This window comes from Variovorax sp. FW301-JW7, assembly GCF_058788795.1.
The window spans coordinates 907,201-923,447 of record NZ_JBYTBC010000001.1; the positions used below are offsets into that span (position 1 = coordinate 907,201).

Below are 16,247 nucleotides of genomic sequence, written 5' to 3' on the forward strand. Positions count from 1 at the left end.
TGGTGGTGCTCGCCGTGGCTTTCTGCGCCGCGCCCGCCTGGGCGGCGTTCGATCTGCCCGAACTGATGGGCTTGCTGTCCAAGCAGAAGAGCGGCGAGGCGCGCTTCACCGAGCAGCGCTTCGTGCACGGCCTCGAAGGCCCGCTCGACGCGAGCGGCACGCTGAGCTTCGAGGCGCCCGACAAGCTGGTGCGCCGCACGCTGTCGCCGCGCATCGAAACCATGGCGGTCGACGGCAACACGCTGACCTTGTCGCGCGGCAATCGCAACCGCACGCTCGCGCTGGACAGCATGCCCGAGCTGCTGGGCCTGGTGGAAGCCATGCGCGGCACCTTGACCGGCGACGGCACCACGTTGCAGCGCTATTTCAAAAGCACCGTGACCGGCGTCGCCAACCAATGGACGCTCGACCTGGTCCCCAATGACAGCCGGCTGGCCGCGCAGGTGCGCAGCATGCGCATCACGGGCCGCGGCGGCGAAGTGCTGGGGCTGGAGATGGAGTTCGTGGGCGGCGATCGCTCGGTCATGAACATCTCGCCCAATTCGCCGCCGTCGGCGGTACCGGCTGGCGCTTCCCGGCGCGCGACACCGTGAGCCTGGCGCAGGCGGGCGGGCCGCCGGGGTGGTCGCGCCGCATCGTCGTCCTGCTGGCGTGGCTGCTGGTCGTGGCCCTCGGCGCGGTCGTCATCGCGCGCACCCAGATCGGCGCCGACCTGTCGGCTTTTCTTCCCAAGAGCCCGGACCTGCGCCAGCGCGTGCTCATCGAACAGCTGCAAAGCGGCGTCGCCTCGCGCACGCTGATGCTGGGCTTCGAGGGCGGCAGCGTCGAACAGCGCGCTGAAGTCTCGCGCGCCGTCGGCAAGGCGATGCGCGAGAGCCAGCTCTTCGACCTGGTGCAGAACGGCGATGTGAGCGACTGGAGCGAGGCCGGCACCTGGGTGTTCGATCACCGCTACCAGCTGTCGTCCGGTGTGATGCCGGGGCAGTTCACGGCCGAAGGATTGCGCGACGCCATCACCGACACGCTGTCGATGCTCGGCACGCCGGCCGGCAACGCGATCAAGCCCTTGCTCGATCGCGACCCGACCGGCGAAACCCAGCGTGTCGCGATGGAGCTGGTGCCGGCGAGCGCACCGCGCAGCGAAGGCGGCGTCTGGATGTCGCGCGATGCACCGCGCGCACTCATGATCGCCACCACGCGTGCGGCCGGCGGCGACCTCGATGCCCAGGCCGTCGCCATCGCGCGGGTGCAGGCCGCCTATGAAGCCGCCGCGCGCGGCATGGGCGAGGCCGCGCCGAAGCTGCTGCTGAGCGGCCCTCCCGTGTTCTCGGTGATGAGCCGCGAAAAGATCAAGACCGAAGCCATCCACCTCGCGGTGGTGGGCGGCATCGTGATGAGCGTGTTGCTGTTGCTGGCCTTCGCCTCGCCGCGCGCGCTCGTCATCGCCTTCCTGCCGGTGGCCACGGGCGTGGTGGTCGGCACCGCGTCGGTCAGCCTCGTGTTCGGCTCGGTGCACGGGCTCACGCTGGGCTTCGGCAGCACATTGATCGGCGAGACGGTCGACTACGCCATCTACTACCTGATCCAGGCGCGCGGCGCGGCCGTGGCCGGCACTGGCTGGCAGCGCTGGCGCGAGGTGCATTGGCCCACGGTGCGGCTGGGCCTGCTGACCTCCGTGTGCGGCTTTGCGGCGCTGGTGTTCTCGGGCTTCCCGGGGCTGGCGCAGCTGGGGGTGTTTTCGATCGCCGGGCTGATGTCGGCCGCATTGGCGACGCGCTACGTGCTGCCGGTGCTGGCGCCCGATGGTGCGACCGGCATGGGCATGCGCCGGCACATGGCGCGGCTGGCCGGCCTGCTGGTGCGCGGCCTGCCGCGCCTGCGCTGGCCGCTGGCCGCGCTCGGCGTGGCGGCGCTGGCGCTGGTGCTGTGGCAGGGCGGCCATCTGTGGCGTGCCGACCTGAGCGCGATGAGCCCGGTGCCGCGCTCGGCCCAGCAGCTCGACGAGATGCTGCGCAAGGACATCGGCGCCAGCGATGGCGGTGTGCTCGTGGTGGCCTTCGGCGACGACGAGCAGGCCGCGCTGCGCCACACCGAGGCCGCGGCCGCGCGCCTCGACGCCCTGGTCGACAAGGGCGAGCTCAGCGGCTACGAAACCGTGACCCGCGTGCTGCCGAGCGTGGCGGCGCAGACAGCACGTCTGGCCAGCCTGCCCGATGCCGACACGCTGCGCGCCAACCTGGCCGAAGCGACGAAGGGCTTGCCGTTGCCGGCCTCCCGTCTCGGCGCTTTCGTGACCGACGTGGAGGCCGCGCGCAAGCAGGCGCCCGTGCAACGCGCCGACCTCATGGGCGGCCCGCTGGGCTCGGTGGTCAACACGCTGATGTACGAGCGTCCGGGTGGTGGCTGGTCCACGCTGGTCGTGCTGCACCCTGGCCCGGGCTTCGACCAGGGGCGGCTCGAGGCCGCGCTGGCCGGCCTGCCCGAGGTGCAGGTGGTGGACGTCGGCCGCGAGCTCGGCGGCCTCTACCAACGCTACCTGCACGAGGCCTTCGTGCAGGTGCTGTTGGGGGCGCTGGCGGTGGTGGTGCTGCTGGGCGTGTACCTGCGCTCGTGGCGCCGGCTGCTGGCCGTGTGCCAGCCGCTGCTGTTCGCGGTGGTGCTCACGCTGGGCGGCATGGCGCTGGCGCAGGCGGCACTCGGCATCCTGCACCTCGTGGGGCTGCTGCTGATCGTCGCCGTGGGATCGAACTACGCGCTCTTCTTCGACCAGCTGCGCACGACCGGGCGCGCCGACGAAGACACGCTGGCCTCGTTGATGCTGGCCAACCTCACGACGGTGGTGTCGTTCGGGCTGATCGCGATCTCGGACATTCCGGCGCTGTCGTCCATCGGCCGCGTGGTCGCGCCGGGCGCCTTGCTGGCGCTGCTGCTGTCGGCCGCGTTCGCGCGCAACATGGCGCCCGGGAAGGGCCCGAGCCCACAGCGACCGCGCTGATGGGAAAATCTGGACCCACCATGTCGTCGCCTTTCGCCCCTGTCGCCGCTACCGAATCCTGGCCTTGGCCGCCCGCCATGCGCGCCAGCGCGGCCGTGCATGTGGCGGCCCTGGGCGCGGGCGTGCTGGTGCCGGGCGCATGGCCCTGGGCCCTCGGCGCGGTGGTGCTGAACCATGCGCTGATCACCGGCGCCGGGCTCACGCCGCGCAGCAACCTGCTCGGCCCGAACGTCACGCGCCTGCCCGAGGCGGCCGGTGCGCGTCGCGAGGTGGCGATCACCATCGACGACGGGCCCGAGCCCGAGGTCACGCCCCGCGTGCTCGACCTGCTGGACGCCCACGGCCAGCGCGCCACCTTCTTCTGCATCGCCGAGCGCGTGCTGGCGCATCCGGCGCTGGCGCGCGAGATCGTCGCGCGCGGCCACAGCATCCAGAACCACACGGCGCAGCACCGTCACAACTTCTCCTTCCTCGGCCCGCGCGGCTTCGCAGCGGAGATCGCGCGCGCGCAGGACATCCTGACCGACGTGACCGGCCAGCGCCCGACCTGTTTCCGCGCGCCCGCCGGCCTACGCAATCCTTTCCTCGAACCCGTGCTCCACCGCCTCGGCCTCTCGCTCGTGAGTTGGACGCGGCGCGGTTTCGACACCCGCGAAGGCGACGCCGCCAAGGTGATGGCGCGCCTCGCCCGCCACCTGCAGGCACGCGACATCCTCCTGCTGCACGACGGCAACGCCGCGCGCACCGCCGCAGGGCAACCCGTCTTGCTGGAAGTCCTGCCCTTGTTGCTCCAACGTCTGCGCACCGACGGATTGCGCGCCGTGACCCTGCCTGAAGGATTGAAGACCGCATGAGCGCCGTGATGCCATCGACGATGACCACCGACCAAGCCTGGCGCGAGCTGCACGAAGCCGCGACCGTGCCCTACAAGAAGGGCGGCACCTTCGCCTGGCAGTTCGCGCGCGGCAAGCTCGGACGCGACCCGGTGTTCCGCGGCCTGCTCGAACGCGGGCTGATCGACGCGCAGCACCGGCGCGTGGTCGACATCGGCTGCGGCCAGGGCCTTTTCGTGAGCCTGCTGGCGTCGATGAGCACGATGCAGCAGCAGGGACGCTGGCCCGCCTCATGGGCCGCCACGCCGGCCGCCGCGGACTACACGGGCATCGAGCTGATGCCGAAGGACGTGGCGCGCGCCGAGGCGTCGGTCGGCCACCTGAGGCCCACGCCGCGCCTGGTGTGCGCCGACATGTGCTCGGCCGCCTTGCCCGACTGCGACCTGGTCGTGATCCTCGACGTGCTGCACTACGTGGACCTCGCAGCCCAGGAGGGCGTGCTGACCCGCGTGCGCGACGCGCTGCGCCGTGGCGGCAACCCAAAGGCGCGCCTGTTGCTGCGCGTGGGCGATGCGTCGAGCACGCGCGGTTTCGCGATCAGCCAGTGGGTCGATCGCACCGTGACGCGCATCCGCGGCCACAAGGTCTCGCCGACCTGGGGCCGCCCGCTGGCCGAGTGGATCGCCGTGCTGCAGCGCCTGGGTTTCCGCGTGCAGAGCATGCCGATGAGCGAAGGCACGCCGTTCGCCAACGTGCTGCTGGTGGCCGACCTGGAGGCTGCCGCTTGACGGCACCGCAGACGCTCGACCGCGCGGGCATCGCCGCACGCATTCCCCACAGCGGCAGCATGTGCCTGCTGGAGCGCCTCGAAGGCTGGGACGCCGAATCGATCCATTGCAGCACCACGACACACAGCCAGGCGGACAACCCGTTGCGCACCGAGAGCGGCCTGCTCGCGCCGAACGCCATCGAATACGCGGCGCAGGCCATGGCGCTGCACGGCGGCCTGCTGGCCGCCGAGGGCAGCATGCCCTCTGCCGGCTTCCTGGCCAGTGCGCGCAACGTGAAGCTGGCGGCGGCGCGGCTGGACGACATCGCCGGGGCGTTGCAGGTGCGCGCGAAGCGCCTGTCCGGCGACGACCGGCAGGTCTTGTATGAATTCACGGTGGCGGCCGACGACGGCCGCCTGCTGGCCGAAGGCCGGGCCGTGGTGGTCTTGAACACGCCGTTGGCGGACATGGGAAGCACACCGTCATGAGTTTCGAAGGAAAACGCACACTGATCACCGGCGCCAGCGGCGCGCTCGGCGCGGCCATGGCGGAGCGTTTTGCACGCGACGGCGCCACCGTGCTGCTGCATGCGAATTCGCGGCCCGAGGCCATCGAGCAGCTGGCCGCGTCGATCACCGCGGCCGGGGGCAAGGCGGAATGCCATGTGTTCGACCTGCGCAGCGACGAAGCCTGCGCGGCCGGCTGCGCACGCATCCTCGAAGGCGGCGCGGTGCAGATCCTCGTCAACAACGCAGGCGTGCACGACGACGCCGTGCTGCCCGGCATGCGTGCCGAGCAATGGCACAAAGTGATCGACGTGTCGCTGAACGGCTTCTTCCGCGTCACCCAGCCGCTGCTGCTGCCGATGATGCGCACCCGTTGGGGGCGTGTGTTGAACATCTCGTCCGTCGCCGCCATCGCGGGGAACAGGGGACAGGTGAACTACGCCGCGGCCAAGGGCGCGCTGAACAGCGCGACCAAGGCGCTGTCGCTCGAAGTGGCCTCGCGCGGCGTGACCGTGAACGCGATCGCGCCGGGGATCATCGCCTCGCCGATGGCCGATGCGGTGTTCGATCCCGCGCTCATCAACCAGATGGTGCCCGTGAAGCGCGCCGGAACGCCGCAGGAAGTGGCGGCGCTGGCAGCGTTCCTGGCAAGCGATGAAGCCGCGTACATCACGGGTCAGGTCATCTCGATCAACGGCGGAATGATCTAAGGCCCTGCTGGTTCGTTCTTCCTCGCGAAGGGCAGGCCACCCGCTTTACCCCTGAGCCCGACAGGCGGTGCGGTGTGGGCGGCCCCTCTGTGCCGCCGAGGAGCGCAGCGTTTCGCGGATCAGGGCTCGCAGCTGTTTGAGCGAAGCGAGTTCTGCGAGACCCCGCGAAACGCGAGCACCGCAGGGAAGCCGCGAAGCGGCCGGCGCAGTGGGGCCGACCGCGCCGTGCCGCCTGTCGGGCTCCCCCAAAAAGGCTAAAGAGGCAGCGTATCGAACGCAGCGTAAGCCGTAGCCAGCCAAGACTTCACGCGCTGCCGCTCCAGCAACCCAAGCGCATGCGGCCCTTCGCGGTCGTTCACAGCCTTCCAGAAACTCGTGTTCTGCGCATCGATCTTGCGCATGCTGGCCTCATGCAAACGCGGCAAGGCAATCACGCGTGCGCCATTCGCATTGGCCTTCGACAGCGACTGCGACGCCAGCAGCATCCCGAAGTCGCTGCCGCGCCCGTAGTTCTGCACCACGATGTAGTTGGGCCGGTTGCCGAAGGTGTCGATCAGCGTACCGAGCAGGTCGGTGGAGTCCTTGCCGTCGTCCAGCACGTGCCAGAAGTTGACCGTGACGTCGACCTCCTCGAACACGTCGAACAGGTCCGATTCCTTGATCCAGCGCGACAGCGGCGCCAGCGTCTGCGCCGCGAGGTCGACGATCACGCTCTGCTTCGGGTTGGTCTCGAAGCCGTTCACCACCGTGTCCAGGCCTTCGAAACTGTCGACCACCACGGGCGAGGCAAAGCCCTCGTAGAAGCGGGTGAAGGAGCTGTGCGAACGGTCGGTGTCGAAGCCGGTGAAAGGTCGGCTGCGATCGATGAAGTACTGGGCCAGCACACGTGCCGTGACCGATTTGCCGACACCGCCTTTTTCGCCGCCGATGAAGTTGATGGAGCTCATGAGTGGTTGCTGCCTCGAATGGGTTGAGGGGGAGGAGGGCGGATTCATTCTAGGGGTCGCCTGTCACGTCACTGTGGCTAGCGACCCCGCTTGCTCATGCCCTGCAGCAAGGGATGTGCCTGCAGGCGCTGCTGCAGCCGCTTTTTCCACGGAGCCGGCAGCGCCGAGCCGTCGATCATCGCGGGCCACTGGTCGCGCGCGAGGCGGGTCGTGTCTGCGACCACGCGTCGCATGCGCGGCTCGTGCAAGCCGGCCGAGAAACAGAACGCGCGCACATTGGCCGGCGTGAACATCGCGGTGCGACGGGCTGCGGTGGCGCTCACTGGGGTCGGCAGCAGCGGCAGCGCATGGCCCTCGACGCCTTGCAGCGCCGCGTAGGCCACGATGTCGTAGGCCGGCGCCAATCGCGGCGCAATGCCGTCGGGATACAGCACACCGAAGTTCTTCAGGTGGGCATCGGGGTTGCCCAGCAGATCGTTGACCACGAGCCGCCGCACCAGTTCGAGCACGGCGTCTTCGCCCAGCGATGAAAAGGCGCGCATCGCGAGCGCCATGTCGAGGTAGCTGCCGCTGTACTTGTGCATCGGATCGACCGCGAGCACCTGGGCGAAATCTTCGAAATGGATGCGGCGCGCACTGTCCCGGTCGAAGCGCGTGACGGCCAGGAACTCGGGCTCGTCCGGCAGCGCATAGCTGTGCTGCGCCGCGATGGCCGACAGCGGCGCGAGTTCGGCGTGGCACACCTCGACGCCCGCCGCCCCGGCCATCTGCAGCGAGAGCATCTCGAGTTGCGGCATGTGCGGCCGGCCGGCCACCGGCAGCTTGGCGATCACGCGCGTGCTGGCGCCGGCCCGCACGCGCGCCACGTAGCGTCCGCCCTGGCGGCGCAGGCCCAGCTTGGGCTGCACGCCCGAGACCGAGATGCCCTGCGGCATCGGCAACTCGACCACCGACATCTCGAGCGCGTCCTGGTCCTGCGTGATGAGCCGCTGCAGCGTGCCGCGGTCCACCGACACCGGGCGCGCGGCCACGGCGCCGGGCAGGTCGCCGCCGCAGGCCGCCAGCAATTCGAAATGGTCGTTGTCGCGGCAACCGCGCAGCTGCGCGATGTGGCTGCGCAGCACGCCTTCGGGCAGCAGGTTCTGGAAGAAGCCCGGCAACTGGCCGCCCTGGGCGTTGAACAACGGGTTCTTCACGTCGCTCCACAACGCGGCCTGGGCGGCCGGGTCGCTCGCGACCATCGACAGCGAAAGCACGCCGGGCAGCGGGTTGGCAATCAACTCGGGCTCCGCCACGAAGCGGCACAGGTCGGCGTACTGGAACAGCTTGCCGAGGCGGTGCGTGCCGAGCGAAATCTCGAGGATCTTGACGTTCATGGCGGCGAGCGGCGGCCCCGCACGTAGGGCGGCGCGGCAGGCGCTTCGGCCAGCGCACGACCGACGCGCGTGGCGACCGGGCGGTAGCCGGGATCGACGGCCGTACCTTCACCGAAGCCCTTGGGCGCAAGCTGAAGTTCGAGCCCCAGCGCATCGACCAGCGCGAGCAGCGACGACAGCTGCGGATTGCCCTTCAGGCTCAGCGCATTGCGCACCGAGCGCTCGGTGAGCCCCGAACGCAAGGCGATCTCGGCGTTCGTGAGGCCGGTGGCCCCGCGACGCGCCGTGAGGGCGGTGATGAGTTCCTGCTTGTTCACGGAAAGATATTACCGCAAATGCCTATTTGGGAAACATATTTCCGATACAAAGAACCTACTTGGGTATCAACGTGAAGAGCGGCATGACCACGCCCATCACCCAGTTCTGCCCGAAATCGAGGGCCGCCCGGCGGTATTTCTCGTCGGCCTGCGCGGCCAGCAGGTCGAGCCGTGCCACCACCTTCGACAGCTCGCGGTCGGCCACGAGGTTGCGCCCGCGATCGCTGATCTCGGTGGCCAGCAGCAGCGGCTGGCCGTCGGGGCCGGTCTTGGAAGAAATGAGCCAGAGCGAAATCTCGAAGTTGCGCGCCGTGCGGTAGCTGTTCTCGGCATCGACCCCGTCGATCATGGTCTGATCCCAGGTGTTGCCGTTGGCCTGCTTGAGCATCGTGACCCACCCGACGACCAGCGCCGCCACGCGGTCGCCCTGGTAGGCCTGCGGGCCGGTTTCGAAGGCCAGGCGGATGGCGTCGATGCCGGTGGCGCCGCGCAGCTCGGGCAGGGGCGTGCCCTGCAGGACTGCGTCCCAGGTGCGATGCGTGGCTTCTTCCATGGAGGCGGCCGATTTGCGCCATTCGCGCGGGTTGCGGCGGTACAGCGTGGTCTGCACGCGGCGCACCGATTGCAGGTTGTCGCGCAGCGACAGGTTGGCGATGCGGTTGGTGGCGGATTGCAGCCACTCCTGGTTGCCGTAGGGTTCGGCGCGCTCGGTGGATCGGAGGGATGAACAGCCCGTCAGCGCCAGCGGCGCGAGCAGGGCGGCCGCGGTGCCCGCCAGCAGGCAGGTGCGTCGCGCCGCGAGGGGAGAAGCCGGGGAATCGCTCATGCCCTGACGTTATCATCCACGGCTGGGGCGGCGGCTCGCTTCAAGCTGCGGGCCCGTGCAATTTTCCTTACAAATCAATACCTTGGCGCTATGCCAAGGCAGGGCGACAAGTCGTGCGTCTTAACTCCATCAAGCTCTCGGGCTTCAAGTCGTTCGCCGAACCCACCAACTTCCTGCTGCCGGGCCAACTGGTCGGGGTGGTGGGGCCGAACGGCTGCGGCAAGTCGAACATCATGGATGCCGTGCGCTGGGTGCTCGGCGAGTCGCGTGCGTCGGAACTGCGCGGCGAGTCGATGCAGGACGTGATCTTCAACGGCACGACCACCCGCAAGCAGGCCAGCCGTTCAAGCGTCGAACTGGTGTTCGACAACGCCGACCATCGCGCCGGCGGCCAGTGGAACCAGTTCACCGAAATCGCCGTGCGCCGCGTGCTCACGCGCGACGGCACCAGCAGCTACTACATCAACAACCAGCCGGTGCGCCGCCGCGACGTGCAGGACGTGTTCCTGGGCACGGGCCTCGGGCCGCGCGCCTACGCCATCATCGGCCAGGGCACGATCAGCCGGATCATCGAGTCCAAGCCCGAAGAGCTGCGCCTCTTCCTCGAAGAAGCCGCGGGCGTCTCCAAGTACAAGGAGCGCCGCCGCGAAACCGAGAACCGCCTGGGCGACACGCGCGAGAACCTCACGCGCGTCGAAGACATCCTGCGCGAACTCAACGCCAACCTCGAGAAGCTCGAGAAGCAGGCCGAGGTGGCGGCACGCTACAACGCGCTGCAGGGCGACGCCACGAAGAAGCAGCACCAGCTGTGGTTCCTGAAGCGCGGCGAAAGCGATGCCGACCAGGCCAAGATCAAGGCCGATTCCGAAAAGGCCATCAACGACCTCGAATCGCGCACCGCCGACCTGCGCCGCATCGAGTCCGAACTCGAAACCGTGCGCCAGGCCCACTACGGCGCCGGCGACCTGGTGAACCAGGCACAAGGCAAGCTCTACGAAGCCAGCGCCGAAGTCGGCCGGCTCGAAGGCGAGATCCGCTTCGTGGTCGAAGGCCGCCAGCGCGTCGAGCAGCGCCTCGTGCAACTGCGTGAACAGATGGGCCAGTGGGGCCGTCGCCGCGAAGAAGCCGAAGCCGAAATCGAGACGCTGGCCGGTGCCGGCGTCGATGCCGAAGAGCAGGCCATCCTGCTGGCCGCACAGCTCGAAGAACACGATGCGCGCATGCCTGACCTCGAAGAGGCCGTGCAGCGTGCGCAGAACGAAGCCAACACCCAGCGTGCCACGGTGTCGCAGGTGCAGCAGCAGATCCAGGTGCTGGCCGCCGACCAGCGCAACATCGAAGACCAGAGCCGCCAGCTCACGCTGCGCAGCGAACGTCTGCGTGCCGACCAGAACGCACTGGCCGCGCCCGACGAAGACCGGCTGACCGAAATGCAGGAGCAGCTGGCTGCGGCGCAAGAAGCCGCCAGCGAATCCGACGCCCGCCTGCAGGAACTGCAGGAAGCCGTGCCGCAGCTCGACGAAGACCGTCGCGCCAAGCAGCAGGCCGTCAACACCGAGGGCGCCCGCCACGCCGAGTTCTCGGCCCGCCTCGAAGCGCTGCGCGCGCTGCAGGAGAAGGTCAAGACCGACGGCAAGCTCGCCCCCTGGCTCGCCAAGCACGGCCTCGACGGCCTGCAGGGCCTGTGGAGCCGCATCCACATCGAACAGGGCTGGGAGAGCGCGCTCGAATCCGCGCTGCGCGAGCGCCTGGGTGCGCTTGAAGTCAGCCGGCTCGACATGGTGCGTGCCTTCGGCAACGACGCCCCGCCCGCCAAGCTCGCTTTCTACAGCCCGCCCGTCGCCGGCGTGCCTCAAGGTGCGGGCGCGCTGCCCAAGCTGTCGAGCCTGCTGCGTCTGAACGACGCCGGCCAGCAAGCGCTGCTGAACGACTGGCTGCACGGCTGCTTCACGGCCGAGACATTCGAAGAGGCGCTGGCCCAGCGCGCCACGCTGCAGCCCGGCGAGGTGATCTACGTGCGCAGCGGCCATGCCGTGTCGTCGCACAGCGTGAACTTCTACGCGCCTGATTCCGAGCAGGCCGGCCTCCTGGCCCGCCAGCAGGAAATGGAAAACCTCGAGCGCCAGCTGAAGGCCCAGACCCTCATCAACGAAGAGGCGCGCACCGCGTTGGTCCGTGCCGAAGCTGCTTACGGCGATGCCGCACAACGCCTGGTCACGGCCCGCCGCGAAGCCGCTGAAACGCAGTCGCGCGCCCATGAGCTGCAGGTCGAAACGCTGCGCATGACGCAGCTCGCCGAGCAGACCCGCGCGCGCAGCCAGCAGCTGGCCGCCGACCTCGGCGAAGTCGATGCCCAGCTCGAAGAGTTGCAAGAAAAACGCATCGCCGCCGAAGGCCGCTTCGAAGAGCTCGACATGCAACTGGCCGACAGCCAGGAACGTCATGCGCAGCTCGACGAGCGCGTCATCGAAGCCGGTCGCACGCTGAACGCCAGCCGCGAGCAGCACCGCAGCCTCGAACGGCAGGCGCAGGAAGCGACCTTCTCGCAGCGCACGCTCGAAGCGCGCCGCGGCGAACTGAACCGCAGCATCGAAACCGCCTCGCAGCAGACCGTCGCGCTGACCGACGAAGACGAGCGCGCCCGCGCCGAGCTGAGCCGCCTGTCGGACGCCGCCGCGCAAGCCGGCCTGCAGGACGCGCTGTCGCTCAAGCTGGAGCGCGAGACCGCCTTGGGCGCGGCCCGCAGCCAGTACGACGACCTCACGCTCAAGCTGCGCGCCAGCGACGAACGCCGTTTGCAGCTGGAGCGAGAACTCGATCCGCTGCGTCAGCGCATCACCGAGTTCCAGCTCAAGGAGCAGGCCGCGCGCCTGGGTGTCGAGCAGTACCAGCAACTGCTGGACGACGCCGGCGCCGACCTCGAAGCGGTCGCGCAATCGATCGAGACCGAGAAGGTGCGCCTGACCGGCCTGCAAAGCGAAATCGACCGCCTGAACCGCGAAGTGGTCGCGCTGGGCGCCGTCAACCTCGCCGCGCTCGACGAACTCGCCATTGCGAGCGAGCGCAAGATTTTCCTGGACGCCCAGTCGGCCGACCTGAACGAAGCCATCGGCACGCTCGAAGACGCCATCCGTAAGATCGACGCCGAAACGCGCGACCTGCTCGGCGGCACCTTCAAGATCGTCAACGAGCACTTCAGCCGCATGTTCCCCGAGCTGTTCGGCGGCGGCAATGCACGCCTCGTGATGACCGGCGACGAAATCCTCGATGCCGGCGTGCAGGTGCTCGCGCAGCCGCCCGGCAAGAAGAACCAGACCATCCACCTGCTCTCGGGCGGCGAGAAGGCGCTCACGGCCATTGCGCTCGTGTTCGCCATCTTCCAGTTGAACCCGGCGCCTTTCTGTCTGCTGGACGAAGTGGACGCGCCGCTGGACGACGCCAACACCGAACGCTATGCCAAACTTGTGACCGCCATGAGCCGCGAAACCCAGTTCCTCTTCATCAGTCACAACAAGATCGCCATGGAAATGGCCGAACAACTGATCGGCGTGACCATGCAGGAGCAGGGCGTGTCGCGCATCGTTGCGGTCGACATGGAGTCGGCGGCCTCGATGGTCGAAGCGGCATAAGGCAGGCGCGCGCATGAGCAATCTCACCCTCGCCCTGGCGATCCTCGGCGGCCTCGTTCTCGCGGCCGTCGTGGCCTACAACACCTTGATGTCGCGCCGCAACGCGCCGCGCCAGCCCGACGCGGTCGATGTCGCCTTGGCTGAAGCCGAACGCGCGCTGGCCGGCGGCAGCGACGGCGGCGTGGAGCCGATGCTCCATGCCGATCCGAGCCAGGTGGCCGGCAGCGACCGCCACGAGCCGCTGTTCGACCCCGACCTGCCGGCGCCCAGCGGCGTGCCCGTGCCCACCGGCGAGCGCCGTGGCGGGCTCGATCCGCTGATCGACGTCATCGCGCCCATTTCGCTCGAAGGCCTGGCCTCGGGCGATGCCGCCCTGGCGGCCATGCCGTCCACGCGCCGCGCGGGCAGCAAGCCCGTGGCCATCGAAGGCCTGAACGACCTCACCAGCCAGTGGGAGCCGCCGGCACCCGGGCAGCGCTACCGCGCCTTCCAGGTCGGCGTGCAGCTGGCCAACCGCACCGGCGCGCTCAACGAGATCGAGTACTCCGAGTTCGTGGTCAAGGCGCAGGCCTTTGCCGACGCCGTGAACGGCGCGCCCGAGTTTCCCGAGATGCTCGACGAAGTGGCACGCGCCCGTGAGCTCGACCAGTTCGCGAGCGCGCACGACGCGCAACTGGGCTTCGTGCTGCGCGCGCTGCACGCGGCCTGGAGCCCGGGTTACGTGCAGCAGAACGCCGCGCGACTGGGCTTCGTGGCCGGGATCATTCCGGGCCGCATGGTGCTGCCGACCAGCGAGGCCGGCCTGCCGCCGATCCTCGGGCTCTCGTTCGACACCCAGGCCGCGCTGGCCGACGATCCGGCGCAATCGGCCATTCGCGAGCTCAGCCTGAGCCTCGATGTGCCACAGGTCGATCGCGGCGAAGAGCCGTTCCGACGCATGCGTGAAGCCGCTGCCACGCTCGCCCGCGAGATGGACGGCGTGGTGACCGACAGCGACGGCCAGTTGCTGCGCGACGAAACCATGGACGTGATCGGCACCGACCTCGAGCAGCTGTACGACACGCTCGACGGACGCGACCTCGCCGCGGGCTCGCCGCTGGCGCGACGCCTCTTCAGCTGATCCGTCTTTTTCCCGAGGGACACCCCATGACAACGCGCGACGAAGCGGCACGCGAAGCCGCCGCACTGAGCGAGCAGCTGCATCGCCACGCCCATCTCTACTACGTGCTCGACGCACCCGAGTTGCCCGACGCGGAGTACGACAAGATGTTCCAGCGCCTGCAGGTGCTGGAGACCGAGTTCCCCGAACTGCGCACGCCCGATTCGCCGACGCAGCGCGTGGGTGGTGCGGTGCTCGACGGGCTGGCCAAGGTGCGCCATCGCGTGCCGATGCTGTCGATCCGCACCGAGACCGACATCACCCCGACCGGCGCCAGCGCCTTCGATGCGCGCGTGCGCCGCGAACTGGGCCTGGCCGAAGATGCGCCGCAGATCGCCTACGTCTGCGAACTCAAGTTCGACGGCCTGGCCATGAGCCTGCGCTACGAGCACGGCGTGCTGGTGCAGGCCGCCACGCGTGGCGACGGCGAGGTGGGCGAGGACGTCACGCAGAACATCCGCACCGTGCGCGAGATTCCGCTGAAGCTCAAGGGCGCGGCGCCGCCTGTGGTCGAGGTGCGCGGCGAGGTCTACATGAAGCGCGCCGATTTCGACGCCCTCAACGAGCGCCAGCGCGAGAAGATCGCCGCCGGGCAGAAGAACGAGAAGGTGTTCGTCAATCCGCGCAACGCGGCGGCCGGCGCGGTGCGCCAGCACGACCCGGCGATCGCGGCGGCGCGTCCGCTGAGCTTCTTTGCCTACGGCCTGGGCGAGGTCTCGCCCGCGAGCGAAGGCGGGCCCGAGATTGCCACCCAGTTCGACTGGCTGCAGCAGTTTCACGCCTGGGGCTTCCCGGTCGCCACGCAGACAGCGCGGGCGACAGGTGCTATTGAACTGATAGCGTTTCACGAAACCATCGGCCGCCAGCGCGATGCGCTGCCGTACGACATCGATGGCGTGGTCTACAAGGTCGACAGCCTGGAGCTGCAGCGGCAACTGGGTTTTGTCTCGCGCGAACCGCGCTGGGCCGTGGCCCACAAGTACCCGGCGCAGGAGCAACTGACCGAGGTGGTCGGCATCGAGATCCAGGTGGGCCGCACCGGCAAGCTCACGCCGGTGGCCAAGCTGGCGCCGGTGTTCGTGGGCGGTGTGACCGTGACCAACGCCACGCTGCACAACGAGGACGAAGCGCGCCGCAAGGACGTGCGCGTGGGCGACACGGTGATCGTGCGGCGTGCCGGCGACGTGATTCCCGAAGTGGTGGGCGTGGCGCCCGACAGCCTGGCCAAGCCCGACGACCAGCGCGGCGCCATCTTCACCATGCCGCACAAGTGCCCCGTGTGCGATTCCGAGGCGGTGCGGGAGGAGGGCGAGGTCGACTACCGCTGCACCGGCGGCCTGTTCTGCGCGGCGCAGCGCAAGGAGGCCATCCTGCATTTCGCGGCACGTCGCGCGGTCGATGTCGACGGGCTGGGCGACAAGCTGGTCGAGCAGCTGGTCGATGCCAACCTGATCCGCACCTTGCCCGATCTCTACAAGCTGGGCTTCGTCACGCTGGCAGGCCTGGACCGCATGGCCGAGAAGTCGGCCAAGAACCTCGTCGATGCGCTCGAAGCCTCGAAGAAGACCACGCTGCCGCGCTTCCTGTTCGGCCTCGGCATTCGCCACGTGGGCGAGAGCACGGCCAAGGACCTGGCCAAGCATTTCGGCAAGCTCGACGCGATCATGGATGCGACCGAAGAGCAACTGCTCGAAGTGAACGACGTCGGCCCGGTGGTGGCGCAAAGCCTGCGCACCTTCTTCGACCAGCCGCACAACCGCGAGGTGGTTGAACAGCTGCGTGCCTGCGGCCTGACCTGGGAAGAGTTTGAGCCCGAAGCCCGGGCGCCCAAGCCTTTGGCGGGGCTGACCTTCGTGATCACCGGCACCCTTCCTACGCTGGGCCGCGACGAAGCGAAGGATAAATTGGAGGCAGCCGGTGCCAAGGTGGCCGGCTCCGTCAGCAAGAAGACCCACTACCTCGTGGCCGGGGAAGAGGCTGGCAGCAAGCTCGACAAGGCGCGCGACATCGGCGTCACTGTGATCGACGAGGCGCGTATGCTGGAGATCCTCGCGAACGGGGTTCCACCGGCACCTGAGGCCTGAAGCGGTCGGCATCGGTGGCTGGGGCCCTTACCGGCCGTTACGCGACTTCACATCCGCGCAGTCAACAGGGTCTACAAGCGGGCGTTGAACGACTA

13 protein-coding genes are annotated in these 16,247 nt (G+C 68.9%); 9 read left to right on the top strand and 4 right to left on the bottom strand.

Annotated elements, in window-relative coordinates:
• Window positions 1-5 precede the first annotated feature (5 nt).
• The 6 genes from AC3WQM_RS04095 to fabG are packed head-to-tail and all read left to right on the top strand — an operon-like array spanning window position 6 to window position 5,814.
• Complete coding sequence (locus AC3WQM_RS04095) at window positions 6-593, top strand: LolA-related protein (protein ID WP_492677035.1); 588 nt, start codon at window positions 6-8, stop codon at window positions 591-593.
• The gene (locus AC3WQM_RS04100; protein ID WP_492677036.1) at window positions 590-2,995 is read left to right on the top strand and encodes an MMPL family transporter; all 2,406 of its coding nucleotides are present in this window, start codon (window positions 590-592) and stop codon (window positions 2,993-2,995) included. The genes AC3WQM_RS04095 and AC3WQM_RS04100 overlap by 4 nt, the downstream gene beginning before the upstream one ends.
• Entirely contained in the window at window positions 2,995-3,849 is an 855-nt protein-coding gene (locus AC3WQM_RS04105; protein WP_492677037.1) for a polysaccharide deacetylase family protein, read from the top strand. Before AC3WQM_RS04100 ends, AC3WQM_RS04105 begins: the two co-directional genes overlap by 1 nt.
• A complete protein-coding gene (locus tag AC3WQM_RS04110) occupies window positions 3,846-4,616 on the top strand; it encodes a class I SAM-dependent methyltransferase (RefSeq protein ID WP_492677038.1) in 771 nt (256 codons plus the stop codon). The genes AC3WQM_RS04105 and AC3WQM_RS04110 overlap by 4 nt, the downstream gene beginning before the upstream one ends.
• Window positions 4,613-5,086 (top strand): hotdog family protein, encoded by a 474-nt coding sequence (locus AC3WQM_RS04115; protein ID WP_492677039.1) that lies wholly within the window; start codon window positions 4,613-4,615, stop codon window positions 5,084-5,086. Before AC3WQM_RS04110 ends, AC3WQM_RS04115 begins: the two co-directional genes overlap by 4 nt.
• Window positions 5,083-5,814: a 3-oxoacyl-ACP reductase FabG gene (fabG, locus tag AC3WQM_RS04120; protein WP_492677040.1), complete on the top strand. Its 732-nt coding sequence runs from the start codon at window positions 5,083-5,085 to the stop codon at window positions 5,812-5,814. The genes AC3WQM_RS04115 and fabG overlap by 4 nt, the downstream gene beginning before the upstream one ends.
• A gap of 254 nt (window positions 5,815-6,068) precedes the next feature.
• Here the strand turns inward: fabG and AC3WQM_RS04125 are convergent, their stop codons facing one another.
• The 4 genes from AC3WQM_RS04125 to AC3WQM_RS04140 form a co-directional block, all read right to left on the bottom strand.
• Complete coding sequence (locus AC3WQM_RS04125; protein WP_492677041.1) at window positions 6,069-6,761, bottom strand: P-loop NTPase family protein; 693 nt, start codon at window positions 6,759-6,761, stop codon at window positions 6,069-6,071.
• A gap of 77 nt (window positions 6,762-6,838) precedes the next feature.
• On the bottom strand, window positions 6,839-8,137 hold the full coding sequence (locus AC3WQM_RS04130) for a type II toxin-antitoxin system HipA family toxin (RefSeq protein WP_492677042.1): 1,299 nt from the start codon (window positions 8,135-8,137) through the stop codon (window positions 6,839-6,841).
• Window positions 8,134-8,454, bottom strand: coding sequence for a helix-turn-helix domain-containing protein (locus tag AC3WQM_RS04135; RefSeq protein WP_492677043.1), 321 nt, complete (start codon window positions 8,452-8,454; stop codon window positions 8,134-8,136). Before AC3WQM_RS04135 ends, AC3WQM_RS04130 begins: the two co-directional genes overlap by 4 nt.
• Window positions 8,455-8,509: 55 nt before the next feature.
• On the bottom strand, window positions 8,510-9,280 hold the full coding sequence (locus AC3WQM_RS04140) for a hypothetical protein (protein ID WP_492677044.1): 771 nt from the start codon (window positions 9,278-9,280) through the stop codon (window positions 8,510-8,512).
• A 113-nt stretch (window positions 9,281-9,393) separates the two neighbouring features.
• Between AC3WQM_RS04140 and smc the strand changes: the two genes are divergently transcribed.
• The 3 genes from smc to ligA are packed head-to-tail and all read left to right on the top strand — an operon-like array spanning window position 9,394 to window position 16,152.
• Entirely contained in the window at window positions 9,394-12,909 is a 3,516-nt protein-coding gene (gene smc, locus AC3WQM_RS04145; protein ID WP_492677045.1) for a chromosome segregation protein SMC, read from the top strand.
• A 13-nt stretch (window positions 12,910-12,922) separates the two neighbouring features.
• Window positions 12,923-14,029 carry a cell division protein ZipA C-terminal FtsZ-binding domain-containing protein gene (locus AC3WQM_RS04150; RefSeq protein ID WP_489056735.1) on the top strand — a complete coding sequence of 369 codons (1,107 nt, stop codon included), beginning with the start codon at window positions 12,923-12,925 and terminating at the stop codon, window positions 14,027-14,029.
• Between the two features lie 26 nt (window positions 14,030-14,055).
• Entirely contained in the window at window positions 14,056-16,152 is a 2,097-nt protein-coding gene (ligA, locus tag AC3WQM_RS04155; RefSeq protein ID WP_492677046.1) for an NAD-dependent DNA ligase LigA, read from the top strand.
• Window positions 16,153-16,247: the final 95 nt, after the last annotated feature.